25 protein-coding genes and 2 pseudogenes are annotated in these 26,492 nt (G+C 65.2%); 15 read left to right on the top strand and 12 right to left on the bottom strand.

The features are described from left to right. Positions 1-344: 344 nt before the first annotated feature. The gene (locus tag H7I87_RS10195; RefSeq protein WP_083071598.1) at positions 345-1,556 is read right to left on the bottom strand and encodes an acetyl-CoA acetyltransferase; all 1,212 of its coding nucleotides are present in this window, start codon (positions 1,554-1,556) and stop codon (positions 345-347) included. A gap of 1 nt (position 1,557) precedes the next feature. Beyond that, positions 1,558-2,991: an OB-fold domain-containing protein gene (locus H7I87_RS10190; RefSeq protein ID WP_083071597.1), complete on the bottom strand. Its 1,434-nt coding sequence runs from the start codon at positions 2,989-2,991 to the stop codon at positions 1,558-1,560. Positions 2,992-3,153: 162 nt separating this feature from the next. Between H7I87_RS10190 and H7I87_RS10185 the strand changes: the two are divergent. Beyond that, a pseudogene (locus tag H7I87_RS10185) lies at positions 3,154-3,343 on the top strand (acetyl-CoA C-acetyltransferase); the annotation flags it as partial. Between the two features lie 331 nt (positions 3,344-3,674). Continuing rightward, the gene (locus H7I87_RS10180) at positions 3,675-4,817 is read left to right on the top strand and encodes an acyl-CoA dehydrogenase family protein (RefSeq protein ID WP_083071596.1); all 1,143 of its coding nucleotides are present in this window, start codon (positions 3,675-3,677) and stop codon (positions 4,815-4,817) included. Between the two features lie 127 nt (positions 4,818-4,944). Here the strand turns inward: H7I87_RS10180 and H7I87_RS10175 are convergent, their stop codons facing one another. Next, a complete protein-coding gene (locus H7I87_RS10175; protein WP_225342601.1) occupies positions 4,945-6,270 on the bottom strand; it encodes a TetR-type transcription factor C-terminal domain-containing protein in 1,326 nt (441 codons plus the stop codon). A 242-nt stretch (positions 6,271-6,512) separates the two neighbouring features. On the opposite strand from H7I87_RS10175, the gene H7I87_RS10170 reads away from it, so the two are divergent. Genes H7I87_RS10170 through H7I87_RS10145 form a run of 6 tightly spaced genes read left to right on the top strand, consistent with a single transcriptional unit; the run spans position 6,513 to position 11,669 of the window. Further along, positions 6,513-7,751, top strand: coding sequence for a CaiB/BaiF CoA transferase family protein (locus tag H7I87_RS10170; protein ID WP_083071601.1), 1,239 nt, complete (start codon positions 6,513-6,515; stop codon positions 7,749-7,751). A gap of 20 nt (positions 7,752-7,771) precedes the next feature. Then, the gene (locus H7I87_RS10165; RefSeq protein ID WP_225342600.1) at positions 7,772-8,740 is read left to right on the top strand and encodes a hydroxymethylglutaryl-CoA lyase; all 969 of its coding nucleotides are present in this window, start codon (positions 7,772-7,774) and stop codon (positions 8,738-8,740) included. Next, positions 8,737-9,996 (top strand): acyl-CoA dehydrogenase family protein, encoded by a 1,260-nt coding sequence (locus H7I87_RS10160; RefSeq protein WP_083071594.1) that lies wholly within the window; start codon positions 8,737-8,739, stop codon positions 9,994-9,996. Before H7I87_RS10165 ends, H7I87_RS10160 begins: the two co-directional genes overlap by 4 nt. Then, positions 9,996-10,508 (top strand): FAS1-like dehydratase domain-containing protein, encoded by a 513-nt coding sequence (locus tag H7I87_RS10155; protein WP_083071593.1) that lies wholly within the window; start codon positions 9,996-9,998, stop codon positions 10,506-10,508. The genes H7I87_RS10160 and H7I87_RS10155 overlap by 1 nt, the downstream gene beginning before the upstream one ends. After that, positions 10,505-10,933, top strand: coding sequence for a MaoC family dehydratase (locus H7I87_RS10150; protein ID WP_083071592.1), 429 nt, complete (start codon positions 10,505-10,507; stop codon positions 10,931-10,933). Before H7I87_RS10155 ends, H7I87_RS10150 begins: the two co-directional genes overlap by 4 nt. Next, positions 10,926-11,669 carry an SDR family NAD(P)-dependent oxidoreductase gene (locus H7I87_RS10145; protein ID WP_083071591.1) on the top strand — a complete coding sequence of 248 codons (744 nt, stop codon included), beginning with the start codon at positions 10,926-10,928 and terminating at the stop codon, positions 11,667-11,669. Before H7I87_RS10150 ends, H7I87_RS10145 begins: the two co-directional genes overlap by 8 nt. Positions 11,670-12,201: 532 nt before the next feature. Here the strand turns inward: H7I87_RS10145 and H7I87_RS10140 are convergent. Continuing rightward, positions 12,202-12,711, bottom strand: coding sequence for an SDR family NAD(P)-dependent oxidoreductase (locus tag H7I87_RS10140; RefSeq protein WP_264002663.1), 510 nt, complete (start codon positions 12,709-12,711; stop codon positions 12,202-12,204). A gap of 191 nt (positions 12,712-12,902) precedes the next feature. Between H7I87_RS10140 and istA the strand changes: the two genes are divergently transcribed. Genes istA through H7I87_RS10120 form a run of 4 tightly spaced genes read left to right on the top strand, consistent with a single transcriptional unit; the run spans position 12,903 to position 16,252 of the window. Continuing rightward, on the top strand, positions 12,903-14,489 hold the full coding sequence (gene istA, locus H7I87_RS10135; protein ID WP_083071599.1) for an IS21 family transposase: 1,587 nt from the start codon (positions 12,903-12,905) through the stop codon (positions 14,487-14,489). Beyond that, positions 14,486-15,289: an IS21-like element helper ATPase IstB gene (istB, locus tag H7I87_RS10130; RefSeq protein WP_083071588.1), complete on the top strand. Its 804-nt coding sequence runs from the start codon at positions 14,486-14,488 to the stop codon at positions 15,287-15,289. Before istA ends, istB begins: the two co-directional genes overlap by 4 nt. 40 nt (positions 15,290-15,329) lie before the next feature. Beyond that, positions 15,330-15,908, top strand: coding sequence for a hypothetical protein (locus H7I87_RS10125; RefSeq protein WP_083071587.1), 579 nt, complete (start codon positions 15,330-15,332; stop codon positions 15,906-15,908). Between the two features lie 5 nt (positions 15,909-15,913). Further along, a complete protein-coding gene (locus H7I87_RS10120) occupies positions 15,914-16,252 on the top strand; it encodes a DUF3024 domain-containing protein (RefSeq protein WP_083071586.1) in 339 nt (112 codons plus the stop codon). Between the two features lie 90 nt (positions 16,253-16,342). Here H7I87_RS10120 and H7I87_RS29155 read toward each other — a convergent pair. Both H7I87_RS29155 and H7I87_RS10110 read right to left on the bottom strand, forming a co-directional pair. Beyond that, positions 16,343-16,786 (bottom strand): annotated as a pseudogene (locus tag H7I87_RS29155) (SDR family NAD(P)-dependent oxidoreductase); the annotation flags it as partial. Continuing rightward, positions 16,783-18,018, bottom strand: a complete 1,236-nt coding sequence (locus H7I87_RS10110) for a DUF1214 domain-containing protein (protein ID WP_083071585.1) — start codon at positions 18,016-18,018, stop codon at positions 16,783-16,785. The gene H7I87_RS10110 and the pseudogene H7I87_RS29155, both read right to left, overlap by 4 nt. 141 nt (positions 18,019-18,159) lie before the next feature. Between H7I87_RS10110 and H7I87_RS10105 the strand changes: the two genes are divergently transcribed. Both H7I87_RS10105 and H7I87_RS10100 read left to right on the top strand, forming a co-directional pair. Continuing rightward, a complete protein-coding gene (locus H7I87_RS10105; protein ID WP_083071584.1) occupies positions 18,160-19,365 on the top strand; it encodes a sulfotransferase family protein in 1,206 nt (401 codons plus the stop codon). Then, on the top strand, positions 19,365-19,832 hold the full coding sequence (locus tag H7I87_RS10100; protein WP_083071583.1) for a nuclear transport factor 2 family protein: 468 nt from the start codon (positions 19,365-19,367) through the stop codon (positions 19,830-19,832). Before H7I87_RS10105 ends, H7I87_RS10100 begins: the two co-directional genes overlap by 1 nt. Positions 19,833-19,961: 129 nt before the next feature. On the opposite strand, the gene H7I87_RS10095 is transcribed toward H7I87_RS10100, so the two are convergent. The 5 genes from H7I87_RS10095 to H7I87_RS10075 form a co-directional block, all read right to left on the bottom strand. Continuing rightward, on the bottom strand, positions 19,962-21,245 hold the full coding sequence (locus H7I87_RS10095) for a TetR-type transcription factor C-terminal domain-containing protein (protein WP_139800148.1): 1,284 nt from the start codon (positions 21,243-21,245) through the stop codon (positions 19,962-19,964). Between the two features lie 297 nt (positions 21,246-21,542). Then, the gene (locus tag H7I87_RS10090) at positions 21,543-22,841 is read right to left on the bottom strand and encodes an acyl-CoA dehydrogenase family protein (protein ID WP_083071581.1); all 1,299 of its coding nucleotides are present in this window, start codon (positions 22,839-22,841) and stop codon (positions 21,543-21,545) included. Continuing rightward, positions 22,838-23,884, bottom strand: a complete 1,047-nt coding sequence (locus tag H7I87_RS10085) for a phosphotransferase family protein (protein ID WP_083071580.1) — start codon at positions 23,882-23,884, stop codon at positions 22,838-22,840. Before H7I87_RS10085 ends, H7I87_RS10090 begins: the two co-directional genes overlap by 4 nt. Next, positions 23,881-24,648, bottom strand: a complete 768-nt coding sequence (locus tag H7I87_RS10080; protein WP_083071579.1) for an SDR family NAD(P)-dependent oxidoreductase — start codon at positions 24,646-24,648, stop codon at positions 23,881-23,883. Before H7I87_RS10080 ends, H7I87_RS10085 begins: the two co-directional genes overlap by 4 nt. A gap of 112 nt (positions 24,649-24,760) precedes the next feature. After that, the gene (locus H7I87_RS10075) at positions 24,761-25,003 is read right to left on the bottom strand and encodes an acyl-CoA dehydrogenase family protein (RefSeq protein ID WP_167380295.1); all 243 of its coding nucleotides are present in this window, start codon (positions 25,001-25,003) and stop codon (positions 24,761-24,763) included. A gap of 544 nt (positions 25,004-25,547) precedes the next feature. Here H7I87_RS10075 and H7I87_RS10070 point away from each other — a divergent pair. Further along, positions 25,548-26,171 (top strand): cytochrome P450 family protein, encoded by a 624-nt coding sequence (locus H7I87_RS10070; protein WP_208618400.1) that lies wholly within the window; start codon positions 25,548-25,550, stop codon positions 26,169-26,171. 135 nt (positions 26,172-26,306) lie between these two features. On the opposite strand, the gene H7I87_RS10065 is transcribed toward H7I87_RS10070, so the two are convergent. Then, complete coding sequence (locus tag H7I87_RS10065; RefSeq protein WP_264002660.1) at positions 26,307-26,429, bottom strand: hypothetical protein; 123 nt, start codon at positions 26,427-26,429, stop codon at positions 26,307-26,309. Positions 26,430-26,492 lie beyond the last annotated feature (63 nt).

Raw genomic sequence — 26,492 nt, 5'->3', positions numbered from 1 at the left:
CCGAACCAGCGCGCCAACGCCGGCTCATGATCGGACCTACTGACATTCAGATCATCCTCGGGAAGGTGCGCCCACTTTCACGCCCCCACCCCGAGGCTCATCCACAGGTTCTGATCATTGCTCGAAAACTGCACAGATGCAGGCGTGGTTGATGAAGCGGCACCTGCTGATAGCAAACGATGATTAGCTCGCTCAAGGATGGGTGGCCGGTATGGTTACGAGCGGTGACGCGCCCGGCCGGGTCTCCATCCTGGACACCGGACGCCACCGCGCCGTGCGCGGCCGAGGGTCTCGCTACGGGCGATATATCTCGCCGCGTCGACCTCTCTGCGATCGGGGAGGGGTCAGGAGTTGGGTTCGGTGCCGACGAGCGACACGAAGGAGACGCATTCGCCGGGTCCGCCGCCCAGGTTATGGGTCAGGCCGATGTTCTTGCCGGCGGCGACTGTTTGAATCCGACGGCCATCGGTGACTTCGCCACGCAGCTGCAGCCAACACTCGAAGAGCATTCGCAGTCCACTGGCGCCGACGGGGTGACCGAATGCCTTAAGGCCGCCGTCGGGATTAACGGGTAGGGTGCCATCGAGGTCGAATGTGCCCGCCAGCACTGCTTTCCAGGCAGTGCCGCGCTCGGCGAAGCCGAGATCCTCCATGAGGATGAGCTCGGTCACGGTAAAGCAGTCGTGTACCTCTGCCATCGCGATCTGGGCCAGCGGGTCGGTGAGTTCGGCCTCGGCGTAGGCGTTGTGTGCCGAGGCGACGACCTCCGGAAATGTCGTGAAGTCGTAAGCCTGGTCGACGTTGCCGTCCGCGGCTCCGGAAACCAATGACAGCGCCTTGATGTACAGCGGTTTGTCGGTGTAGCGGTGGGCGTCTTCGGCGCGTACCACGATCGCGGCGGCGGCGCCATCGGAAACGCCTGAGCAGTCAAACACCCCGAGCTGTCCGGCGACCAGCGGTGAGCTGGAGATCGTCTGCGGGGACACCTCTTTGCGGAATTGTGCGCGGGGGTTGCGGGCGCCGTTGTGGTGGTTTTTCCAGGCGATGTGGGTGATGACGTCCTTGAGCTCAGCGGGGTCGACTCCGTACTTCTTGGCGTAGGCGGGGCCTAGCAAGCTGAAATTGGCTGGTGCGCTGGTGGTTCCGAGGGTGCCGCCGGTGCCGTCAGAGGGTATGGAATGGCGCAGCAGACCGGAGAAGCCCGAGTCTTTGAGCTTCTCGACGCCGACCGCCATTGCGGTGTCGTAGGCGCCGCTGGCTACGGCGTAGCACGCGTTGCGCAGTGCTTCCGAGCCGGTGGCACACATGTTCTCTACCCGGGTGACTGGCTTGCCGTGCAAGCGCAGCGGCCGACTCAGGCTCAGTCCTGCTACGCCGGACATGTAGGTTCCCAACCAGAACGCGTCAATGTTGCGCGGGGTGAGCCCAGCGCTTGCGGCCGTGCCGTTTACAGCCTCGATCAATAGGTCGTCGGCTGAGCGGTCCCAGTGTTCCCCGAAATCGGTGCAGCCCATAGCGATGATGGCGACTCGGTCACAGATTCCGTGTACGGCCATGTCAGCTCTCCTCGGTGTTGCGACGGGCCGGGCGGGCCTTCCAGAAGTAATTGTGTACGCCACTCTGAGATGTGGTTAGCCGCCGAAAAGTCATTTCGACGGCGTCCCCGATCGCAACCTCAGGACGGGCGTCGGTGAGTTCGCAGCGGAAGCGGCCGCCGCCGTCGAAGTCGACGACCACCGCGATCATCGGCGGGCTGGGCGTGTAGGCGAGCCGGTCGACGGTATAGGTGGCCACCCGTGCGGGCGTGTCGGCCATCGGTTGGGGATGCATACGGTCTGCGGCGCCGCACTTGAAGCACACCCGGACCGGCGGCAAATGAACGGTGCTGCACTCTTCGCAGTGCGACCCGACGAAGCCGTACTTCCAATTCTCGGACCGATGGCTGGGCGGCCCGGCGGGGGCGTCGGGCTCGGGTCGGCGCGGTGGTTCACGCCGCAACATTCCCCGCCAGGTGAGAAAGGTGCCGTAACTGAGTGAGTCGTTGGCGGCGGCGATCTGATCGGCCACCGTGGGCGCCGACCGTTGATGGGCTGCTAGGGCCTCGGTGGTGCGCAGGATCAGCGTCGAGGCGCCGTCGGCCAGCACCGCAAGCGCGATGATCTGATCAGCTTTCGCGCGTTCGAGCACGTCGGCAAGCAGGACGCCAGGTTGGGCGGTTCCTGGGTTGCCGATCGCTGTGGTCAGGTCGGGGGCGAGAGCCTCACGTGCAACGCCGCTGCCCGCAGCGAATTGGCGGTTAGCCCGGGGCGAGAGGCCGCACACGATCAGGTGATCGACGTCGTTGGGTGTCAGGTCGGCCTGCTTGAGCGCGGCGGAAAACGACTCCATTGCTAGCGGAACGTAGATGTTCTCGCCGAACCGCTCCTCCCATACCCGCGAGGTCGGAGCGCCTGGGGATCGCCAGCGATCAAGAAATTCGTCGGTGACCGAGGCGCTGGTGATCAGTTCGGCCAGCACGGGACGCTCGACGGTGCCGGGACCGAACAGGACTGCCGCCGCGGCATCGCCGCCCTGTTTTTCGTCGGCGCTGCCGGGCAGGCCGGTGCGGATGTCGGCCAGCAGAGCCAGCGCGCCCTCGGGGCAATCGGCGGCCGCCAAGAGCGCACCGACTGCTGAGCGTGGTGCACCGCCGAGATCGACGGCCAAAGTGGCGCGGGGAAGACCAACAGCGGCATGAATCACTGATGCATTGGTCTTATCGAGGTAGGCAGGTTGGGTGGTGGCGAAGTAGACCCGCGGCGGCGCCGACGCCCGCGGAAGGCCGTGCAAAACGGAGCGGGCGGCCGCGACGGCCATCGAGGTGGTGTCCTCGTCGTAGGAGGCCACCGAACGCGTACCGGAGGGTTGGGCGCCGCCCAGTACCGATCCGATTTCACTCAGCCGCAGACGGTGGTAGGGCAGGTACGCGGCGCACGCCACCACGCCGGTCACAGGGTGCCTTCGATGGACAGCATAATCACGGAATCTAATCTAATTCTGGTTAGAGTTCAATGTAGGATTTGCGGGGAGAAACACACGGAGGACAAAGTCATGGCTGAAGCCGTCATCGTTGCGGCGGTGCGATCGCCGATCGGGCAGCGCAACGTGGCTGAGCTTGGTGCTGATGAGAAGAACCTCCACCCCAACGGCGGCGCGATCGCACTCGATCGCCCATTGGGGGCCTCGGGTGCGGGCATCATGACCACGATGCTCTACCACATGCGCGATAAGGGCATTCGTTACGGTCTACAGACCATGTGCGAGGGCGGCCAAGGCCAACGCGACCATTCTGGAACTGCTGTGACCGGCGCTATCACCGAACCCGTAGCGCTGGCGGACGAGCTGGGCGAGCTCGCGATTGCGAGCGACCGGCCTGGTACGCGCAAGGCGCTCAACGGCCGCGATGAACCGCGCCGTCGGCGAATGCCCGTGCATCGAGGCAGCTGCTCTGATGGCCGCCGGCGAGAACCCCGCTCATTCGGGGGCCGCGGTCAGTGGGAGTCTCCGCGGTTGCTTGCGACCCGTGATGGACAAGCCGGCTATCGCCGTCGCCACACATGTTGGAGCATTGACAAGACTTGACAACGACCGCTTGCGATCACCGAAAAGCCACATCGTGGTGGGAAGGCATCTGAATGAAGCGACTGGTTTTCGAACCCGAACATGAACAGCTGCGGCAGACGACGCGTCAATACATCGAGCAGGTGGTGGCGCCCCAGGCGCAGAAGTGGGAACGTGAACGGCTCGTGGACCGCGCCGCGTATCTGGAGGCCGGCAAGTACGGGCTGATCGGATTCAATTTGCCCGAAAAATACGGCGGCGGCGGATCCGACGACTTTCGCTTCAACGCCGTGATCGTCGAAGAGCTGGCTAGGTTCGGCTCGGCGACCCCGGCGCTGAGTTTGCAAAACGACATCGTAGGGCCCTACCTGAAATCGCTGGCCAACCAGGAGCAGCAGGCCCGCTGGCTGCCCGGTTACATCACCGGTGAGATCATCGGCGCCATCGCGATGAGTGAGCCCGGGGCCGGCAGCGACCTGGCTGGCATCCGGACCTCCGCCACACGCGACGGTGGAGACTGGATTCTCAACGGCTCCAAGACATTCATCTCAGCAGGTTTTAACTCCGATCTGGTGATCGTGGTAGCCCGTACTGACCCCGAGGCGGGGCACAAAGGGTTCTCGTTGCTGGCCGTCGAGCGCGGTATGGAGGGCTTCAGCCGCGGACGCAAGCTAGACAAGATGGGGCAGCATGCCCAGGACACCGCTGAGCTGCATTTCGATAACGTGCGGGTCCCGGGAACCAATCTGATTGGCGAGCAGAATCGCGGCTTCTACCACCTGATGCACAACCTGCCCTCGGAGCGATTGTCCATCGCGATCGGCGCGGTCGCCGGTGCCCGTGAAACATGGCGGCAGACCTTGCGATACGCCAAGGACCGCAAGGCGTTCGGCCAACCGATCGGCAGTTTCCAGCACAACCGGTTTGTATTGGCCGAGCTGGACACCGAGTTAGACATCGCCGAGCAGTATATCGACCGATGCCTACGGGCCGTGGTGGACGACGAGTTGAGCGCGGTGCAGGCCGCGAAGGCGAAGTGGTGGTGCACGGAATTAGCGAAGAAAGTCGTCGACGCGTGCGTGCAGCTGCACGGCGGCTACGGCTACATGAACGAGTACAAGGTCGCCAGGGACTACGTGGACACCCGAATTCAGACCATCTTCGGGGGCACCACCGAGATCATGAAGGACATCATCGGACGTGACTTGGGTCTGTAGCCGACACCCGAATCTGCGCGCGCCCTGCCGGTTGACTGCTGCGGAAGCGTGGGGAAGGCGGGTAACCCAGTATCACGCTGGCCACGCACCAGGACTGAAACGAGGGCGTACCCGGGGTGATTGCCGGTTACACGGATGTGGGCGAGCTCGGCTGGCTGCTCTCGGCGGGAATCTTGGTGACACCATCGAATACCAGGGTAGCGACCTGGCCTGCCAGATCTTCGGGGCTCAAGGGGCCGTCGGGGCGGTACCACTCGACGGCCCAGTTCAAAGCGCCGGTGAGCAACATGGTGGTGACCGAGGGGTCAATGTTGGTTCTGATCTCACCGGAGGCTATAGCGTCCTCGATGAGACCGCGCCAATATTCCAAGTAGGCCCGCTGATACGTGACGGTCTGGTCACGAACGCTGTCGGGGATTTGACCCAGGATGCGGACCAACGCCGAGGTGTACATGGTATTTCGCAGCACGGACAGCAGGTGGGCGGTCAGCGCAGTGGAGAACCGATCCACCGCGGTGGCATCGGCGGGCAGTGCGTCGACGCTGAGGCGGGCCAGATCGTCGGTGCGTTTCCAGGCCACCAGCACCATTTCGACCACAAGGTGCTCACGCGACTTGAAGTAGTAGTACATGCTGCCGGTCTGGATGCCGGCGGCTGCCGCCACATCGGCCAGCCGGGTGCCGGCGTAGCCTTTTTCCCGGAAGACCTTGGCAGCAGCATCGAGGATTCGTTGGGCCCCCTCGGCCTTGGTGCCGTCCTCCCGGCTTCGGCGAAGGACCTTGTCCTCGGCCGCGGCGACAGCGGCGAGACTCTTGTCGATCGACCGGGTCTCTTGGCGATGCACCGCGAGACCCTCGAGAAACAGTGAATCGACCTGAGCTTTCAGCTCGGCCGTGGACATTCCGTCCCGGCGCGGGCGAAACCAATCGGGCACTGAGTTGATCGCGCCGAGCAGCAGCATCCGCAGCGCCGAACTGTTGAGGTCGGTGCGGAATTCGCCTGAGGCATGGGTGTGGTTGACCAGCGAACGCCAGAATTCGCCGTATTCGCGTTGTTCGTGAAGCCGGCGTTTGCGGATGTCATCGGGAACTTGGCCAATGATTCTGATCGTCGCCGCTGTGTAGTCACCAATTTCCAGAACGGAGTCCAGGTGCGCGGAAATCGCCTCGCGGAGCCGGTCGAGATCCGAGGCGTCGCCGGGTAGGGCGGCGACGCGCCGTCTAACAAAACCGCTGGTGCGTTCCTGGCCGACCCGCAGCACTTCTTCGACGAGTTCTTCTCGCGAGGGAAAGTGATAGTAGAGGCTGCCAGCCTGGGTGTTGGCGGCCGCGGCAACATCGGATAACCGGGTCCCCGCATAGCCTTTATTGCGAAATATCAGGGCGGCGGAATCCAGAATGCGTGCCCGGGTCGCCACGCCTTTCTTGCCGGGCCGCGGGCGTCCATTAGCCATCAGTGCTCTCCACACTCCAGTCTCCCCGAACCCGGCTCTCCCACATGATTGCCGATTCTATGCGAGTTTCGGTCGGCACATCGGAGGGAGGGACTGTGAGTATCACCGCAGCAGTCGGCCTTCGAGCTGCGGTGATGGCTATCGAGTGGGGTCGCAGGACAAAGAAGTCCCATTGACTCGAATCTGGATTAGGTTAGAATCCGGGGCGAGTGGGTCAGCCGCTGGAAGGAGTGCTACGCCGCATGATCAAACTGTTGGAGGGCATCCGTGTGCTCGAGTGCGCGATGTTGCCCACCGGCGATCAGACCAGCAGATTGCTCGGCGACCTCGGCGCCGATGTCATCAAAATTGAGCGGCCCGGCACCGGCGATTACCTGCGCGAACTGGGGGATCGCATCACCGACCAGAACAGCGTCTTTCACCTGTTCTGCAATCGCAACAAACGCAGCGTCGAGTTGAATCTGCGCAGCGACGAGGGGCGCGCGATCTTCTTTGAGCTGCTCACTACCGCCGACATCTTCGTTGACGGGTTCGCCGGCGACGCATGCGACAAGCTCGGCATCGGCTACCAGGCACAGCGTGAGGTCAAGTCCGACATCATCTACTGTCAGGCCAACGGCTTCGGGACGCGTGGCAGCTACAGCCAAATCCCCGTGCACGGATACATGATGGGCGCTGTGGCCGGGCAGTCGCAGCTGCAGGTGTCCGATGACGGCGTGGTCACCGAGGTCGTGCATCCGCAGGGTTTGTACTTCTCGGGTTCCATCGACGGGCCGCTGTCGACTGCGCTGTATGCCGCCCTGACCGCAGCCGCCGCGCTGCGCTACCGGGACCAGACCGGACACGGTTGCTACATCGATGCTGCCGGAGCCGATGCGGTGCTGGCCAATCAGAGCCTCGATGCCGTGTTGGCCTGGAACCGGGATCGCATCACCGATCGGCGTAACCCCCCGCCCCCGGTCGGGCTGGATCCGCGGCGGCGCCCGAAGTACACCTACTACCAAACCAAGGACGACAAAATTGTGCTGTTGGCCGCCATTGAGCACAAGTTCTGGGACAACTTCTGCCGGGCGATCGACCGCGAGGATTTACTGGACGCGCAGAACAAGACGTTCGCGGTCGACTTCGCTGACGGGGGTAGAGCCGACCTGCTCGACGAGCTGATCCCTGTTTTCCGCTCCCGCACGGCCGCGGAGTGGATGGACATCGCCCGGATGTACGACATCCCGTTGTGCCCGGCAAATTCAAAGACCGACGCCCTGACCGACCCGCATCTAGTGGCCCGCGAAATTGTGCACCACTCGCAGCACCCGGTGGCTGGGCCCTATACCAGCACCGGTTGGCCGGCACCGGTCGGCGGTCAACCCTTCGACACCAGCCGCCCGGCGCCCGCGCTGGGCGAACATACCGGCGAAGTGCTCGCCGACATCGGCTACAGCAGCGACGACGTTGCGGCACTGCGCGGCCGCGGAGTGGTGTGAGGCGCCCGATGGTGATGCGCATGCCTAGCCCGGTTCGGGCCACGGGTCTGCCCGAACGGGTGACCATTTATGAGGTGGGCCCACGAGATGGACTGCAAAACGAAACGGGCCTCATCCCGACCGACGTCAAGGTCGAATTCATCGAGCGACTCGGCTTCGCTGGGCTGCAGACCATCGAGGCGGCCGGTTTCGTACACCCGGGCCGGGTACCGCAACTCGCGGACGCCGAAAGCGTCATCGGCGCCCTGGACCTTAGCGCCGGCCAACGCTACCCCGTGCTGGTTCCCACCGTGAGTGGGCTGGACCGGGCGTTCAGTCGCGGCGTTCGCGATATCGCCGTGTTCGGCAGCGCGACCGAGACGTTTTCGCAGCGCAACCTGGGCCGCACCATTGACGAGTCGTTAACGATGTTTGCGCCGGTAGTGGAGAGGGCGCGGGAGGCCGGCGCCAGTGTGCGCGGCTACGTATCGATGTGCTGCGGGGATCCCTGGGAGGGGTCGGTGCCCATCGCGAAGGTTGTCGACGTCGCCACCCGGATGATGAAGCTGGGCTGCACGCAGCTGGCGCTGGGCGACACGATTGGTGTCGGCACTCCCGGCCAGGTCCGGGCGCTCATCGATGCGGTGGTAGCCGCGGGCATCGACGTCGGGTCGATCAGCGTGCATTTCCACGACACCTACGGACAGGCGTTGGCCAACGTGCTGGCGGCGTTGCAGGCGGGGGTGACGACCATCGACAGCTCGGCGGGCGGACTGGGGGGGTGCCCGTTCGCGGACAGTTCAGCGGGGAACCTGGCCACCGAGGATCTGGTGTGGATGTTGGAGGGTCTGGGCATCGACACGGGAGTCGACCTCGACGCATTGGTCTCGATCAGCCTGTGGATGGCCGAGCACCTCGGCAGGCCGTGCGTATCGCGCACCGTGCGAGCGTTAGCGGGATGTGCGGTCGATGCGGACGCGGATCGTGAACCCGCAACGGTCTCTCAGTGAGAAGCCTCGACGTCCCGCTTAAAGAGCTGCGGGCACAGCTTCGCGACTGGATCGGCGAAAACACTCCCGAGGGATTGACGGAGTTGATCGACTGGCGCCTAAGGGCTGACCTGCCCGGTTCGGTGAGCAGCCTGCAAAGCGAATCCGAACTCGCCAGCGCCCACGCCCATCCGTTGTTCCAGGAATGGGAGCAGCGGTGTGCTGAGGCGCGGCTGATCTGTCCAGCGTGGCCCATCGAATACGGCGGCCGCGGCTGGGATGCGCCGCAGATGACGATCCTCGACGAAGAGTTCTATCGCGCCGGAGTGCCGCGCGTGGATCGGGTGCAGGGCGAATCGATGGTCGGTCCTTCGATCATCCTGCACGGCACTGAGGAACAAAAGGCCTACTATTTGCCGCGGATCATCTCCGGGGAGCACCGCTACTGCCAGGGATTCTCCGAACCGGGATCAGGATCGGACTTGGCGTCGGTGCGGACCCGCGGGGTCGTGGAAGGCGACCGCCTGTTGATCACCGGACAGAAGGTCTGGACCTCCCGCTTCACCACGGCAAACATGATTTTCGTGCTGTGCCGCACCGACCCGGCGGCCAAGAAGCACCGCGGACTGTCCTATGCGATCACCGAGTTCACGCCTGGGCACAACGGCATCGAGGTTCGCCCGATCCGGCAGATCACCGGCGCCGAGGAGTTCGCCGAAGTCTTCTTCGACAGCACGAAGGCCCCGCTGTCGGGGGTGATCGGAGGACTAGGCAAGGGCTGGCAGGTCGTGCAGTCCACGCTGGGATTCGAGCGCGGGGGAGCCGGGCGCGCGACCACGATGGTGCTGCAGGCCCGCGAACGTGAGCTCGAACAACTGGTGGCGTTCGCGCGACAACAAGGGTGCCATCGCGATCCTGTGGTGCGTCGCGAGCTGGTCTGGGCGAAGACCCAGGTGACCGTCATGCGCAGTAGCTGGGAACGAACTGTGGCCGAGGTCGCCGCCGGCGGGCAACCCGGACCGCAGATGTCGACGTGGAAGCTAGCGTGGAGCGAATACCATTTGCGGCTGGGGGCACTGGCCCTACAGATCGCGGGTCCGGCCGCGATGGTGCGTCCACCCGGGGCCGACTACGCTCTGGGGCCCTGGCAGGATGCATTCTTGGTTGCACATTCCGGCACGATTTACGCCGGCACCAGTGAAGTACAGCGCAACATCATAGGCGAGACTGTGTTAGGGCTGCCCCGCGAGCCCCGAGTGCCCGATGGGCAGCGCTGATGGTTGCCGAAGCGCTGGCACCAGAACCAGATGCGGGCACCTTCCGATTCCCCGTGGAACGTGGGCACATCCTGATGTTCGCGCGGTCGCTGGGCGATGACGATCCGATCTATTTCGACGAGGACCACGAGAGCACCCGCCGACGTGGCGGGGTCGTCGCGCCTCCGACATTTGTGGCCAGCGCGGCGCAGTTCGACCCCGAGTGGCCTTACCGGCCGAGGCCAGGCGTTGCGTGGAACGGCTCGGGCCGCGGGCCCGGCTTCGCACCGGCCTCGTCGGGGAGCGGCACTAGCTTGCATGCCGAGCAGCACTACGAGTTCCATGTCCCGTTGCGCCCCGGTGATGTCTTGACTGTCTCGCGGGAACCCGGCAAGACATGGGAAAAGAGCAGTGCACGCGGGGGCAAGTTGAAGTTCTCGGAGGAGATCACCCGCTTTGTTAACCAGCGTGGGGAACTCGCGGTGACGGCGCGGCGGGTGCGGGTGATCACCGAACGGGCGGTCAAGCCGTGAAGCTCGCCGAATTGACGATCGGAGATCGACACGAGGCAACGGTGGTGGAGCAACTGTCCCGAACCCAGATCGTGATGTATGCGGGCGCGTCGGGCGATTACAACCCGCTGCACACCGACGAGGTGTACGCCACGAAGGTGGCTGGCTACCCCAGCGTCATTGCCCACGGACAACTCACTATGGGGCTCACGGCGAAGGTTATCACCGGGTGGATCGACGATGGGGAACTCAGCGGGTTCGGGGTGCGCTTCAAGCGGCAGGTCTGGCCCGGTGACACGCTGACCGCGAATGCCACCGTCAGCGCGATCGAGGACCAAGACGGGTCCCGCGTGGTGGAGCTGGAGGTGTCGACGGTCAATCAGCACGGTGAGCCGGTGATGACCGGCTACGCCCAGCTGCGGGGAGAGGGCGTCGCACATGGATGAACGATCGGCCCTGGTAGCCGGTGGCAGCGGTGGTATTGGATCGGCGATCTGCCGGGCGCTGGCCCGGGACGGATTCGATGTCGCGCTGACCTACCGACGCGACGCCGAGGCGGCCGAACGCACAGCTGAGGCGGTGCGCAATGTTGGCGCCAAGGCGTGGGTGCACCAGGTGGACCTGACCGACGCTGACGCCGCGGCCGCATTGGTTCGCGGTGTGCCAGGGCTAGACACAGTGATCTATGCCGCCGGACCGTCCATCCCGATGGACTACACCGCCCAGATCACGTCGCAGCAGTTCGCCCATCAGCTCTGGGCAGACGCCGCAGCGTGCTTTAACCTGCTGCAACCTGCGATCGAGCGGCTGCGGGCTAGCCGGGGTTCGATCGTTGCCCTCGTGACGACGGCGTTGCTACGCTATGCCACCCGGGATCTGCTCTCGGCGGCACCCAAGGCCGCCGTCGAACAGTTGGTGCGGGCCATCGCTGCCGAGGAAGCAAAGAATGGTGTGCGCGCCAACTGCGTGGGCGTGGGGGTGATCGCGGCCGGGGTGCTGGAGGACCTGATCGACAGCGGCGACTACCACGAAAAGGCCCTAGAGGCGGCGCGACGGGCGATTCCGATGCGGCGATTCGGCTCGCCCGAGGAACTCGCCGACGTGGTGGCCTTTTTGGCCGGGCCCCGCTCGGCCTACGTCACCGGGCAGACCCTGCGCGTCGACGGCGGATATTCAATCTGACTCGGCAGCTCAGTTCACCGTTTCATCGAGTCAGTCACCGAACTCTGGTGGTAACCGACGCCCAGCAATGCCTCGCAGGCCTTGCTCCGTTTCGGACACAGGTGCCGAATTTCATGCCAAGCCTTCGTCGTTGACCCAGCGCATGACGCGCTGCACCCGGTAGAAGCCAACATGAGGGAGCCCTGGCCCACCGTCGGGTGCTGCGGGTCCACGGCGGCCATCGTCCGCAGTATCGCCGTCGCGGTGCACAGGTCGTTGGACGGCATCTAGCTAGAATTAGGCAAGTCCACTACCTCGATCAATCAGGTCAAGCACTTGTCAGCGCCCGCAAGCCGCGCGCTGTGCGACTGACCGTATCGGCGAGCGGCGTCCTGGAGGGTGATGTGACCCCGCGAGGCGGATCCCACGTGTACGTGACGGTCGGATTTTGCGCGTGCTCGCTATAACCGCGCCTACCGCCGTCGGCGTGCACACAGGTGAGTTCGCCTGGCATCGCCCCTTATCACGGCAGCCTGACGCGCATGTGCGCACGTCAGTCCGGCAGCGGAAAACGCACCCCCGTAGCCATCTCGGCGGTCAGCCACAACCGCGCGGCAAGCCTAGAGTCCCGGGAGCGCCTACTGACGCGGCCGACGTCGGGGTTGCCCGTGAGCTCCAGCCATCCACTCGGAGCAAAGCAGGCGCCACCAGGGGCGTCGGGGTCTGTCGCGGCCCGCAGCGTCGGCAGCGCTCCCATCGCGGCGCTTTGGAACTGCCCCACCCTGCGCATCATGGCCTGGCGCGCCCCGGGAAGTTCGTTGCGCAGCAGCTCGGTGCGCGAGCCGCCCGGATGCGCAGTTAGCGCCCTCATCGGGGAGCGAGCCTTCTCGAGGCGGCGCTGCAGCTCGATGGTGAACGACACCATCGCGAGCTTGGACTGTGCGTAGGCCGCGAACGGCCGGTAGCGCCGCGCGAGCGCGAGGTCATCGAGGCGCAGGCGCCCGACGTGGTGGGCGAGGCTGGTGAGCGAGACCACGCGTGCGTGGCTGTGACAGCCTGACATGGCCCCGGGTGGACGGTTTGAAGTGGCTCCACCTGTGTGGTCGCGGGTGTGCAGGTGTGACGGTCTGATTTGGCCCCGTCTTCACGACACGCCGCGTTGGTTATGACGACGTGGATTGGCCCCAGCTGACGGTGATCACGTGCGTTCCGGATGGCCCGGATCGCGTGGTGACGAAGGTGGGGGTCTGGAGGGTGAGGTCGAAGGTGGAGCAGTTCGCGGTGATCCGCCGGGATCATCGGGTTGAGGGGTTGTCGATCCGTGCGCTGGCCGATAAGCATCGGGTGCACCGGCGGACGGTGCGTCAGGCGTTGGCTTCGGCGGTGCCGCCGGCACGTAAAGTCCCGGCGCGGGTGGCGCCGCGGCTGGAGCCGTTCAGGGCCGCCATTGATGAGATGCTGCGCTCGGATTTGGACGCCCCGAAGAAGCAACGGCACACCGCCCGAAGGGTTTTGGCGCGGCTAGTCGATGAGCGCGACGCGGCCGGGTTGTCGTATTCGACGGTGCGTGATCATGTCCGCAAGCGGCGCCCGCAGATCGCCGCTGAGGCCGGCCGCGCGTTGGAAGCGGGATTCGTGCCGCAGACGTATCGTCCCGGCGCCGAAGCCGAGGTCGACTTCCACGATCTGTGGGTGGTGCTGGCCGGGGTGAAGACCACGACCGCGCTGTTCACGATGCGGTTGTCATTCTCGGGCCGGGCGGCCCATCGCGCGTTCGCGACCCAGGGCCAAGAGGCCTTCCTGGAAGGCCACGTGTACGGGTTCGACCGCTTGGGCGGGGTGCCGGTCGACAAGATCCGCTACGACAACCTCAACAGCGCGGTCAAGCAGGTGCTGTTCGGGCGCTCCCGCCAGGAGAGCGAGCGCTGGGTCGCGTTTCGCTCGCACTACGGTTTCGAAGCCTGGTACTGCCAGCCCGGGCACGAGGGCAGCCACGAAAAGGGCGGTGTGGAAGGTGAAGGCGGACGGTTTCGCCGCACCCATTGCGTACCGATGCCGGTGGTCGAGTCGATCGACGAACTCAACGAGATGCTGGCTGCGGCTGATGATGCTGATGATCGGCGTCGGATCGCCAACCGCACCAACACTGTTGGGCAGGACTGGCAGACCGAGAAGCTGGTGTTGCAGCCGATTACCGATGAACCGTTCGATACGGCCCTGTCGTTGACCCCGCGGGTGGACCGGTATGCCCAGATCATGGTGCGCTGCAATCAGTATTCGGTGCCGGCCCGGTTTATCGGGCATCGGCTCCGGGTGAAACTGTCGGCCTCGCACGTCACCGTCTATGACCGCACCAGCGTGGTTGCACGGCATCCGCGGGCGGTCGGTAAGGGCACCAAAGTGCTGGAGTTGGATCACTATCTGGAGATCCTGGCCCGCAAACCCGGCGCTCTGCCCGGGGCCACCGCCTTGTTGCAGGCGCGGGCGGCCAAGGTGTTCACCGCCGAGCACGACGCCTGGTGGGCGGCAGCGCGGCGGATTCACGGTGACGCGGCGGGCACCCGGGCGCTGGTGGCGGTGTTGCTGCTGCATCGCCATCTCGACCACGCCGATGTCCTCGCCGGGATCGCCGCCGCATTGTCGATTGGCGCCACCAACGCCGATGTGGTCGCGTTGGAGGCACGCAAAGCCGCCGAACACCGCCGCGGCGGCAGCCTCACCGATTCCGTGGGCGGGCCCGGTGGGCAGGTGCTGGTGCTGGCCGAGCACCGTCTTCTCGATACGCGTGCGCTGCCCTCGGTCGACCAGTACGACGCCCTGCTGGGCTGGGAAACCTCATGAGTACTGCGCGGCGCAATGTCACCGAGCAAGCCGCGCTCGCGGCCATCGAGCAGGGCTGCCGAATGCTGCGACTGCCCACGATCCGTGACCGCTTCGCCGAGATCGCCGCGGCCGCTGAACGCGAACAGCAGTCCTATCTGGGGTTCTTATCGGAGTTGGTGATCGCCGAGTGCGACGAGAGGGATCGTCGCCGCGCTGCCCGCCGCGTGCACGATGCGGGGTTTTCCCGACCAAAAAGGCTCGAGGAGTTCAGCTTTGAGGCCAACCCGGCGATCAACCCCGCCGTCATCGGAACCCTGGGCAGCCTGGCCTGGGTCAAGGCCGGTGAACCGCTGTGCTTGATCGGGGACTCCGGGACCGGCAAGAGCCACCTGCTGATCGGCCTGGGGACCCTGGCCGCCGAATCCGGCTACCGGGTCCGCTACATCCTGGCCAGCAAGCTGGTCAACGAACTCGTCGAAGCCGCCGACGACGCCCAACTGAGCAAGCTCATCAGCCGCTACGGCCGGGTCGACCTGCTGCTAATCGATGAGCTGGGCTACCTGCAACTGGACCGCCGGGGCGCCGAACTGTTGTTCCAGGTGCTCACCGAACGCGAAGAACGCTCGGCGGTAGCGATCGCCTCCAACGAACCGTTCTCCTCGTGGACCAAGACGTTCACCGACCCGCGGTTGTGCGCGGCGATCGTCGACCGGTTGACCTTCGCCGGGCAGATCATCGAAACCGGCACCACCTCCTACCGGCTGGCCCATGCCCGCAAACGACGCACCCGCACCGCCACCGAACCGACCAGCAGCTGACCCACGCCCGACACCCCACGGCGGCTACAGTGACCAGGTCATGTTGGTCGCCGATCTGCACCACTTCCTCGACCTGGGACCCGAGACCCCGGGGCCGGCCCGCAAGCTCGCCGAGCACCTCAGCGCCATCGTCGCCGCCGCGTCGGCCGGCGACGCGCACACCCGATGGGAAACCGCCCTGCCGTGCCGGCGCCGGCCAGCCCACCGCGCCTGCCCCGGCCGCATCGTCGTGCGCTGGACCCAACCCGATCACCCCATCAACTGGTGCTGCAGCCACTGCGCCGATGACGGCACCATCAGCAACTGGGCCACCTCGATCTACGACCTACGCTGCCAGCAGTTGAGCGCGGCAGAACCCGTACGCCACATCGTCGTCGACGCCGACACCGCCGCGGTGCTGCGGACCCTGCCGTTCCTCGACCACGACTGCCAGCGAGCAGTTTTCGCCATCCGCACCCACCACAACGAACTTCACCTCACGATCACCGACACCGAACTGGACAACCTGATCGATTCCCTGGCCGCCGAAGCCAACCATGAACCCAACCGCCGGCGCCAACGACAACTCGACACCGCCTACGACCACCTCACCACCGCCGCCGGCCAACCCCGCTGGTAATCAGAATGGCACTGCCCGAACTTGACGTCGCACGCGTGCAACGCTGGTGCGCGGCAAGAGTTCCCGACGAAGCACGCCACGAAGTACGCCTCGAATGCGAGGTAGCGTCCAGGCATCTGACCATCACCGAGCATCGCCCGCCCTGGCGTGAAGACTTCGGCCCGGACTGGATCAGCTTCCCGATCGCCCGACTGCGCTACACCGCCACCACCAAAACCTGGACCCTCTACTGGCGTGACCGCCACCAGCGATTCCACCGCTACGACCTGCTCCACCCCTCGGCCCGCATCGCCGACCTGCTCACCGAAATCGACAAAGACCCCACCGGCATCTTCTGGGGCTAACCACCTGGACCGGCCGCCGGGCCAAATCTGGCCGTCCCACTGGGGCCAGTTCAAGTTGACATTGCCACGTGCGGCGGGGGCGGCTTGCATACGGTCTAGGAGCAGTCCTGTGAGTGCGAAGTGGCCGAGGAAGTTCGTCGCCAGCTGCATCTCCACACCTTGTGGGCTCAGGGCGTACGGCGGCCACGCCACACCCGCGTTGTTGACCAGCAGGTCGAGGCGGTCGGTGCGGTCCAGGACCTCCACCGCCGCGGCGCGCACAGTGTCGATGTCGGAGGTGTCGATGTGGATGAGGTCTAATTGCGCCGCGCCGTACCGCTCACGGATGACCTCTGTAGCCGCCACGGACTTGGTCTGATTGCGACATGCGAGCATGACCCGAGCTCCCGCGGCGGCGAGTGCCGCTGCAGTCTCGAGGCCGATACCGGAATTCGCGCCTGTAACAAGGGCAGTGGTGCCGGTGAGATCGGGAATGTCGGCTGCGGTCCACCCGAAGCCGCGCCGCCGAGGACGATAAGAGAGCCCTACGGTCATGCGTCGATGCCGATCCGGCGGGCGTTGATGAGCCGGCTGCGCAAAACGGCCTGCCGCTCTTCGTGGGTGATGCGCGCGGTGTCCGCCGGCAGGTGATCGAAGAGCTCGGCGACCTTGACCCTCTTTAAGGTCGGCTCGGGCACCGTCTCGGTCCAGTTGTAGCGACCGCCCACTAGGCCCTGCACGTGGCCGTACGTGTCAAGCCAGTTGGGCACGCCGGGATCGGTGTGGCTGATGACCGCGCGAAATTTGCCGTCGCTGTCGAGGACGGCCTCGCTGCCGTTGATCGAGATCTGTCGGCCCCGGCGGTCGTAGTGCTCCCAGAAGTTGCTCATGAGGACGAACAGCCAGTACTGCGCCTTGGGCGGCTCGACCTCCATGATGATTGCCTCGTCGGGCTCGCATTCGAAGGTGCCGCGGGCATAGACCTGGTTGCGGAACGCGACCTCGCGGCCGGAGTCCATTGTCAGGAGGTTGGGTGGGAACGCGACGGTATCCTCGGGCGCGTCGTAGTGCATGTTGATGCCACGCTGAAGGAAATCTGGCTGGCTTCGCAGGAAGTCGATCAACCGGCGGTAGGCGGCGTCGTAGTCCGCAGCGACCGGCGCGGGCGGAGGATAGGTGGCACCGACGCGCTCGATGAAGTACGAGCCCGGCTGCTCGGTGGCGAGATCATAGAACCACTCGCGGATGTAGATGTGGCCCGTCTGTTCGGGCAATGGTACCCAATTACCCGAATGCGCCTCGCGGCTGAGGATGACCTCAAAGGAACCGTCGTCGGCGATATCCAGGTCGGTTTTGCCGCCGTAGATGTGGCGGTAGCCGCCGATGGGTGAACACAGGTTCATGTTGGAGAGGTCGCCTTCCCACACCTCGATGTCGAGGAGGCGGTGGGTCCCGCGGTTGCCCCACACGCGATAGGTGTGCTCGCCGGAGAGCATCGTCCAGTGGTAGCGGCCGTCGGGGTTGGGGTAGCCCCAGTTGAGCCACGGGGTGAGGAAGCTCGTGAGGTTGGGGTAGTCCGGGTTGTGAAACTCGACCTCGGCGGTCAGGCCTGCGGCGAACAACCGCGTGAAATAGCGCAGGGCCTCGCCGCGGAGCAAGTCGGCCTCGCGATGGAAAGGCCCTTCTTCGAAGCGGGGATCCCCAAACACCACGCGCCGGCCCACTTCACCGAAGGTTGTCGCCAGTTCTTCTAATAGCTTTTCGAACCCCACACCGGTCTCTGCCACTATGCCTTCCCTTCGTGTTCGCGGATTGAAATTCAAAATCTACGCTGATTTTTACCCTCGGACGGCGATTAACGGAGTAACTTACAACCGCGCGACAGTCTTCATCCCAAATCTCCAACCCAGTCGATCAAGGGAGATCGCATGGCAGAGCAGACGGTGCAGGAGATGCCCGTGGCCGACTTCGACGCCGACAACCGGATTGCCGCGGCGGTGGCCGAGGCGGGTTCGGACGACTTTGGAGACCCCGGATTCACCGACGACGTACGCGCGTATCTCCACGCACTCAGCACCGAGGCGGATATCAACCCGGTGGGCGGCCTGGGCCTGCAGCACCTCGTGCACGGGCTGCTGGTTAACAGACTCCGTTACCACGCCCACCTCGCCACACACCCCCAGATCGCGGCCGAGGACGTCAGCGACCCGATCGTCGTCGCGGGACTCTTCCGCACCGGGACGACCAAGCTGCAGCGGATGCTCTCGACCGACCCCGGTGTCCAGAAACTCACGTTCTGGCGTCTGCTCAACGTGGCGCCGTTGCCCGGTGCCGTGCCCGGGGAACCTGACCCTCGCATCGCGATCGCCCGTGAATACGTCGAGGCGCTCGCATCCCAGTCTCCCGAGTTCATGGCCGCCCACCCGTGGATCGCCGACGAGCCCGACGAGGACTCGCTGCTGCTGTGGCTCACCTTCAACCACCTCGCCGGCGGGAGCGTCGGCTACATCCCGAGTTTCGTCAAGCGGGTGCAGGCGCGCGACCAGCGTCCCAACTACGATTACCTCGCCGGCATCCTGCGTTACATGCAGTGGCAGGACGGCGGACGCCGGCACCGTCCGTGGGTGCTCAAGTCCCCAACGCACGTCGGCAGCATCGAGCCCATCCTGGCGACGTTTCCCCGTGCGACTATCGCCTTCTGCCACCGCGAGCCAACCGTGGTCGTGCCGTCCTTCGTGCGGCTCTTCGAGATCTTCTGGGGGCTCTTCGGCAACTCGGTCGACCCCCGCAAGGTCGGCCCCGTGATGCTCGAGCTGTGGTCCACCGAGATGGTAAAGGGCCTTGAGCAGCGTGACCGCCTCGGTGATGACCCACGGATCGTGGACATCTACTACGACGACATTGTCGCTAACCCCATTGACGTCATCGGCCGCATCTACGACCAGCACGGACGCACCCTTACGCCCGAGGCTGAGAAGGCCTTCGCCCGTTGGGAGCGAGACAACCCGCAGCACAAGTTCGGCAAGCACTCGTACTCCCTCGAATCGTGCGGCCTTACGGAAGACAAGGTGCGCGCGGCGTTCGTCCCCTACATGGAGCGGTTCCCCCGTCTCCGAACAGAAGGGATGGCCTGATGGCCGACCTGGAGGCACGTGTGGAGCGGCTCGAGACCGAGCGAGCCCTGACCCGCCTGGTATACGACTATTGCCACGGCATCGACCGGCGCGACCTCGAACGCTTCCTTTCCGTCTGGGACGAGAACGCGACTTGGGACACCGGCGGCCCGTTCGGCAGCTACACCGGTCTGGCCAACATCGAGCGTGGCCTCAAAGAGTCGATGTGGCCGGTCTTCTCCACGCTGCACCACTGGACAGTGAACCTCGTGCTCGACGTGGAGGCGGGAGCGGATACGGCGACCGGTTTGTCGAACCTGACTTTCCAGGGCAGCGCCCCCGACGGCACTGCGATCGTCGTCGCGGCCACTTACCACGACGAGTTCTCGCGCCAGCCGGGGCGGTGGCGCATCAGCCGCCGTACCATCGAGATCCACCACTTCGCGCCGCTGCCAGGTGTCGCGTTCAGCCCCATTCCGGGTGGATGAACGCCTACAGGGTTGATCGCACAACAACGATTGATGTGTAGCGGTGCTGGTAGCCGGTGTGGTTTCAGTAAAGGCGAGGATGAAACCACCATTGCCGACCACGCGTACCAACGACGCGGCGCGCCCGAATCAGGTTTCGCCGCGACCTGCCTGGGCGGTGCCCAAACCGTCAAGCACCAACGTGAGCATCTGGTCAGCGAGCTGCTCCGGCGAAAGGCTCCCGCTCGGCTCGAACCACTCGATCGACCAGTTCATCGCGCTGATCAGGATCAGCACCGTCGTCCGCGAATGAATGCCAGCACGCAGCTCGCCGGCCGCGACCGCATCGAACACCAGGCCGCGCAAGTAGCTCAGGTATGAGCGCTCGCGGCGCAGGCTCTGCCGGCGGACGTCCTGCGGCACCCGGGCCAACACGTGGACGAGGCCTGCCGTGTAGCCGCTCTCGCTCAGCTGGGAGAGCAGATGCGCGGTGATCGCTGTCTCGAGGCGACCGACCGGGGAGGCGTCGTTAGGGAGCCGGTCAACCGCGCGTCGCACCACGCTTGCCGTGCGCGTCCAGGCATCGCGGAGGAGCTGCTCAGCCAGCTCGTCACGGGAGGTGAAGTGGTAGTACAGGCTACCCCGCTGCAGCCCGGCTGCCTCGGCGACGTCGACGAATGCAGTGTCGTCGAGGCCCTTCTCGCGGAAGGCGTCAGCTCCACTGGCCAGGATGCGAGAGCGGGTAGTCGCCCCGCGTCCCGGCGGTTTCGAGGTCCGTCCAGGTTCCTCGAGCTGGGGCACGTCGACGTGGCGACGCGGTCGGTGCACCGTGGCCAGGCCGTCGAGGAAGACGGTCGTGAATTCGTCGGCGAGCCGGTCGCCGGTGAGGGTCTGCCGGTCGAGCCGGTACCAGTCGGGAACCGAGTTCAACGCGCCGATCATGAGCATCCGTATCGCCCCGGGGTCCAGGTTACGGCGGGCCACGCCTGAGGACTGCGCGGCGGCAATCAGGTCGCGCCACAGGTCGCCATAGCCGCGGGCGGCGTTGAGTTGCTGGTGGTGGATTTCCGGCGGCACCGTTCCAAGGAGACGCATGGCCGCTGCGGTGTAGTTGCCCTGGGCGGCGAGCGACTCGACGTGGGCACGCATCACCACTCGCAAGCGGTCGAGGTCGTTGGCGCCGTACGGCAGGCCGGCGAGGCGCTCGGTGACGGCACCGCTGATGAGGTCCTGCCCGGCACGCAGCACCTCGATGACGAGCTCGTCGCGCGAAGAGAAATGGTAGTAAAGACTGCCGGCCTGCATCTGCGCGGCGGTCGCGATGTCGCGTAGCCCCGCGCCGCCGTAGCCCCGGTCCAGGAACACTTCGGCGGCGGCGTCGAGGATGCGTTTGCGCGTACGATCGGCCTTGCGCATGCGGACGCCCTCGCTCATGGTGACCACCACCGCCTCTCTAGTTCCGTCGCCAGGGGTCCCGTCGGCGCCCAGAACCTCTGATTGTGACGGCTTCGCAATGACCAACAATGAGACCTACCGAATCCTTGGCACATGGCCCCCAGGTCAAGGCGGTCGCTGGATATAACCATCGCGGAAACTTCGCAGCGGATGCGAGCGTATATGCGGTGTCAGAGATCAGTGCCGACGCGTCGAAGAGGCGGAGCGCGTAGGTGTTCACTCACGACGCAGCCGGTGCGATGAACGTCTGTACCGCAGGTGTGTTGGGACTTTCGATCATAGATCGACCATTTCGGGTCCAAGGAGGTCAGCATATCGGTCACGGGCTGCGGCGATGCGTGGCGGTAGCCACGTGGACGGGAACGGTCCGTCATGGGGTGCGTGGTCACGAAGGACCTGCCGGGCCACCGTTACCTTGTGGATCTCCGTGGGCCCGTCGGCGAGGCCCATCGTTGCGGCCTCCTGGATCAGCGGCATCAGCGGCATTTCGTTGGTGATGCCCAGCGCTCCGTGAAGATGCATCGCCCGCCAAGCGACGTCGTGCAGCACATGCTCGCACAGCACTTTGCACGCCGCGACTTCGCAGCGTGCACCGGCGGTAGTGTTCTGGTCGATGAGCCACGCCGTGTGAAGCACGAGGAGCCGGAATTGCTGGATCTGAATCCAGGAGTCGGCGATCGCGGCTTGCACGAGCTGTTTTTCGGCCAGCAGGGTTCCCTTGGTGCTGCGGCTCAGCACGCGCTCGCACATCATGTCCATCGCCTGTGTGCAACGAGCGATCGTGCGCATTGCGTGGTGGATTCGACCGCCACCGAGACGGGTCTGCGCGATTACGAACGCCTGGCCTGGACCGCCGAGGATGCTGTCGCCCGGAAGCCTGACGTCCTCGTACCGGATCCAGCCGTGGATGCCGGAGTTCATCGGCGTGCCGCTGTGCCCTACGTTGCGCAATATATTCACGCCTGGGGTGCCCGTCGGGACGAGGAACATCGACATGCCCTGGTAGGCGGGGACATCAGGGTCCGTGACCGCCATAACTATGAGGAACGCCGAGGTCTTGGCGTTGGAGGAGAAGAACTTCTCGCCGTTGAGCACCCAGCCCTCGCCGTCGCGAGCGGCGCTGGTGACAAACTGCGTGGGGTCCGATCCGCCGTGGGGCTCGGTCATTGAGAAGCACGAGAAGATTTCGCCGTCCAGCAGTGGTTGCAGATAGGTGGCCTTCTGTGCTTCGGTGCCGTAGTGGGCGAGGATCTCTGCATTGCCGGTGTCGGGAGCCATTGTCCCGAAGATCACCGGCGCCCATTCTGAGCGGCCGAGGATCTCGTTGAGTAAGGCCAGCTTGAGCTGGCCGAAGCCCTTGCCGCCGAGTTCGGGACCAAGGTGCGCGGCCCAAAGTCCCTCGTCGCGGACCCGCTGCTTGAGCGGCTCGATGACCGACCGAACTCGGGCGGATGGAATGTCGAAACGGCGGCCGGGCAAGACCAGATCGAGCGGCTCGACATCTTCTCGGACGAAACGGTCGGCCCAGTCGAGCTTGACCTGAAAGTCCGGGTCGGTGGCGAAGTCCCAGCTCATATCACGGTGCCGTGGCTTTCGAGCAGTGTCCGTGCTCGGGCGATCAGTTGGGGGGCCAGCGCCTCGAACGCGGGCGCGCTGCCGTCGTGTTTTCGCCGGCCGTGCTTGGCTAGCAGCGCCACTGTGGAGGCCTGTTTGTAGCACGTCAGCGCCCGGAACCAGACGAGTTCCCGACGCCCGATCGGGTGTCCGCCGGCGTCGACATAAGCGTCGATAAGCTCATCCGCCGAAGGCATGCCCGCGACCGGACCAACGGCGCTTGGATGGGTCGGGTCGCTGATCCACAGCATCCAGGAGAGGTCGAGTCGTGGATCGCTGCGTGACCAGATCTCCCAGTCGATGACAGCCGCGATGTCCGGACCCCAGCACAGTATGTTGCCAAGCCGGAAGTCGCCGTGGCAGATCGCGGCCGGGACCGGTTCGGGCATGCTTGCGACCAGCAGCGGAAGGATCGCGCTGTGCCCTGCTTGGTGGGCGGGCTCCACAGAGGCGAAGGCACGGGCCCACTTGTCCAGTTCGTCACTCAGGCTGATCGTCGCCTCGCCGTCCAGGCCAAGGACCGCGGCGTCAAGGCTGTGGAGGACGGCGAGCAAGCGAGCCGCCGCGAGCGCGCGGGACCGCACGATTTCGGCCGGGGGTCGGGTGGGCTCCAGGCCCGGTTCGACCGCCTCGCCCTCGATGAAACGCGTGACGGCCGCCGGCGGTAGCGCGGGCGGGTCACCAGGGGAGATGAGGACGACGTCTGGCACTGGCACGCGACCGTCCCGTCCCAGGGCCCGCAGCAACCGGGCCTGACGCATGACGTCGCGGTTGCGGACCGGTTCGAGGCCGGGTGGAGCGACCTTGACGATGAGGCGCTCGCCGAGACCGCCACCGCTGGCCCGGGCCAGGCAGGTGATGCCCGAGTTGCCGCCGCCCGCTGCGGCAGGCAGGAGGCTCAGCTCGTGGAGGCGCGCGCCCAGTCCGGCAAGACCGGCGGCCAGGCGGTCGCGGAGTTCGTCTTCGTCGAGTGATGTGGCGGCGGCCCGCTTGGCCGGGGTCATGCCCCCATCCCGCCATCGACTGCGAATACCTGTCCTGTGACGTAAGCCGAGGCGGCGCCCGCAAGCCAGAGTACGGCTCCATTGATATCGTCAGGGTCGCCGACGCGACCGAGGGGGAGGCTCCGCGAGATCCGGGCGATTTGGTCTTTCGACCAGCTGGCCGTGACGTCGGTGTGGAATGGCCCCGGCATGATGCAGTTGACCCGTACGGTGGGGGCGAAGGACTTGGCGAAGGCGCGGGTGATGGTGTTGAGGCCGGACTTTGCGGCTGCGTACGGCAGGTACGACGGCTCGGCCAACACCGCACCGACAGTCGAGATGTTGATGATCGAGCCACCGCCTGCCTCGACCATGCGTGTGCCGATCAGCGTTGAGAGGCGGAACGGCCCGAGGAGGTTTACGCCGAGCACCGAGTTCCACATCTCCTCGGTGATGTCGAGCAGGGATTCGTAGAGCGGGGACTTCCCGGCGTTGTTCACCAGCACGTCGACCCGCCCGAAGCGTTCGTAAACAGCGTCGACCAGGCCGTCGATGTCCTCCCAGTGCGAGACGTGGCACGCGCGGGCCATTGTGCGTACCCCGGCCTGCTCCGCGATCTGCTTCGCAGCGATCTCACAGGACTCCTGCTTACGGCTGACGATGACGATCTCAGCGCCGGCGGCGGCCAGCGCTCCGGCGATCGAGCGACCAAGGCCGCGGCTACCACCGGTGACGAGGGCGACTTTGCCAGCCAGGTCGAAGGCCGGCGGAACCGCTGCGCACACGAGGGCCCCTGTCGTCGGTGGCGAATTGACGCGAATCTACGCTGCGTTTGATTCAGTAGTCAATACTGGTGGGCTACAAGTGAGTTCTTAATGGATTCGAACGATGCGTAGATCACTCGGGGGGCGCGGTGCGGTATTTTCCGATGGGCGCAGTGCGCTCGGTTGCAAGCACCAAGGGAAACAGGTCCTCTGCAGCGCCCCCGTACTCCTCGGGCACACCAAGGCCGCACATACCCGCCTTCCGGCAGTCGTCCCAATAGGCGTCGATGGCGTCGTGGTCGCCGAACGAGCGGTTGGCGTAGACCGACGCGATCTTGTATGCGACGTCGGCGAACTGCTGCTCCTCGTCGCTCAAGCCAGTCAGGGACTGCGCGCGTAACGCCATCTCCCGTGGTTGACCGGTGCCGCCTCGCGGAGCCACCCGGAGTTCTAAGCGTCCTTGTTTTCTATGTAATTTCTGACTGTAGAACAGACTTGGCCGGTGTTTCGTTCCGCGTTGGTCGTCGGCTGATATCGAAAGCTTATGCGGTCTTGCAGGGCTGTATCCGCCATAGACCGCACAGGCCTTGACTTGTTTCGAAGTGTACATAGAATTGGATCAAATTTAGATTAGATTGCGCCGCCGTGACCTAGACGCCACCGCACATCGAGTACAACCCACAGTTGACTTCGAACATCGGGATGCAGGAATGGGACAGGTGATGGACGGAGCCTCGGCGGGGATCCGCGACGCTGGCTGCAAGGCCGCGGGATTCAGCCCACTAGACCCAGCCTTGGCCCGCGACTTCTGGCCGCGGATCAAGGCACTTCGGGAGTCGTGCCCGGCCGGCTGGAGCGATCAGGTGTGGCACGAGCGAGGCGATCGCGGCTTCTAGGTGGTCAACAACTACACCGACGTCATGGCCGCAGCGACGAACCCACGAGCCTTGATCAACTCCGCGGGCGCCATCCCAGTGCAGTTCGATCTGGACGTATTGCCGCAGATCCCCCTGGAAACCGACCCTCCACTGCAACGACGGATTCGCCGGATGCTCAATTCGTTCGTCACGCCGGAAGCGTTGCGAAGCGAGGAGGCCGGGATCACCGAAAAGATCGACCGGGTGATGACGCGCTGCGTCGAGCAGGGCACCTGCGACTTCGTCGCCGACTTCGTCAATGTGCTACCGCCGCTGGTGTTCTTCGAGTCATTTTTCGAGCAGGAGGAGTCGGAGATTGGCTGGGTGCTCGACGTCCTCGAAGTCCTGCACACCCAGCCGGAACGAGCGGGGGAGGAGATGCCGAAGTTGTTCAAGTTCTGCGTCGACCTTCTCCAGGAACGTCGATCGGAGGGCCGCCGCGACGACCTTGCTGGGACCATCGCGCACCTCGGCCTGACCGGTGAGGACGGTTTGGAACTAACCGAGAAGCAACGCATCGAAGTGATCAACCTGATGATCATGGCTGGGATGGCGGCGACCTCGCTTACCAGCTGGCCTCCAACCCGGACTTGCGGGACAGCCTGCGCGAGGTCGACGACCACATGATTGACCGCGCGGTCGAGGAGTCTCTCCGGTACGAGTCCGCCGTCCCGACGGGGGGCCCGCACGCTTGCCGCGGACGTCGAATTGAGCGGCTGTCCATGAAGGCCAGTGATCGAGTCCTGCTCAACTGCGCCGCGACTAATCGCGATCCGGCAAAGCTCGCTCAACCCCTACGAACTCGACGTTGCGCGCAAAAACATCTCCGGCCATGCCGCGTTCGGGGCCGGCATCCACCGGTGCCTCGGCGAACACCTCGCCCACGGGAGATGACGGCCGGCCTCAAGGCGATCGTCGCCGCGGGTCGCTTCGAGGTCGAGCCGGGCT

The sequence above is a fragment of the Mycobacterium timonense genome (genome assembly GCF_025821985.1).
GTDB lineage: Bacteria > Actinomycetota > Actinomycetes > Mycobacteriales > Mycobacteriaceae > Mycobacterium > Mycobacterium avium.
The sequence above is the reverse complement of the archived record's forward strand: the minus strand, read 5'-3'. Positions and strand labels throughout refer to the sequence as shown.

What these genes read in the sequence shown, in the direction of transcription:
- H7I87_RS10195 (WP_083071598.1), bottom strand. Translation starts at nt 1,556, where the DNA reads ATGGCCGTACACGGAATCTGTGACCGAGTCGCCATCATCGCTATGGGC.
- H7I87_RS10180 (WP_083071596.1), top strand. Translation starts at nt 3,675, where the DNA reads ATGAAGCGACTGGTTTTCGAACCCGAACATGAACAGCTGCGGCAGACG.
- H7I87_RS10175 (WP_225342601.1), bottom strand. Translation starts at nt 6,270, where the DNA reads ATGGCTAATGGACGCCCGCGGCCCGGCAAGAAAGGCGTGGCGACCCGG.
- H7I87_RS10170 (WP_083071601.1), top strand. Translation starts at nt 6,513, where the DNA reads ATGATCAAACTGTTGGAGGGCATCCGTGTGCTCGAGTGCGCGATGTTG.
- H7I87_RS10165 (WP_225342600.1), top strand. Translation starts at nt 7,772, where the DNA reads ATGCCTAGCCCGGTTCGGGCCACGGGTCTGCCCGAACGGGTGACCATT.
- H7I87_RS10155 (WP_083071593.1), top strand. Translation starts at nt 9,996, where the DNA reads ATGGTTGCCGAAGCGCTGGCACCAGAACCAGATGCGGGCACCTTCCGA.
- H7I87_RS10145 (WP_083071591.1), top strand. Translation starts at nt 10,926, where the DNA reads ATGGATGAACGATCGGCCCTGGTAGCCGGTGGCAGCGGTGGTATTGGA.
- H7I87_RS10140 (WP_264002663.1), bottom strand. Translation starts at nt 12,711, where the DNA reads ATGTCAGGCTGTCACAGCCACGCACGCGTGGTCTCGCTCACCAGCCTC.
- istB (WP_083071588.1), top strand. Translation starts at nt 14,486, where the DNA reads ATGAGTACTGCGCGGCGCAATGTCACCGAGCAAGCCGCGCTCGCGGCC.
- H7I87_RS10125 (WP_083071587.1), top strand. Translation starts at nt 15,330, where the DNA reads ATGTTGGTCGCCGATCTGCACCACTTCCTCGACCTGGGACCCGAGACC.
- H7I87_RS10120 (WP_083071586.1), top strand. Translation starts at nt 15,914, where the DNA reads ATGGCACTGCCCGAACTTGACGTCGCACGCGTGCAACGCTGGTGCGCG.
- H7I87_RS10105 (WP_083071584.1), top strand. Translation starts at nt 18,160, where the DNA reads ATGGCAGAGCAGACGGTGCAGGAGATGCCCGTGGCCGACTTCGACGCC.
- H7I87_RS10100 (WP_083071583.1), top strand. Translation starts at nt 19,365, where the DNA reads ATGGCCGACCTGGAGGCACGTGTGGAGCGGCTCGAGACCGAGCGAGCC.
- H7I87_RS10095 (WP_139800148.1), bottom strand. Translation starts at nt 21,245, where the DNA reads ATGAGCGAGGGCGTCCGCATGCGCAAGGCCGATCGTACGCGCAAACGC.
- H7I87_RS10090 (WP_083071581.1), bottom strand. Translation starts at nt 22,841, where the DNA reads ATGAGCTGGGACTTCGCCACCGACCCGGACTTTCAGGTCAAGCTCGAC.
- H7I87_RS10085 (WP_083071580.1), bottom strand. Translation starts at nt 23,884, where the DNA reads ATGACCCCGGCCAAGCGGGCCGCCGCCACATCACTCGACGAAGACGAA.
- H7I87_RS10070 (WP_208618400.1), top strand. Translation starts at nt 25,548, where the DNA reads ATGGCCGCAGCGACGAACCCACGAGCCTTGATCAACTCCGCGGGCGCC.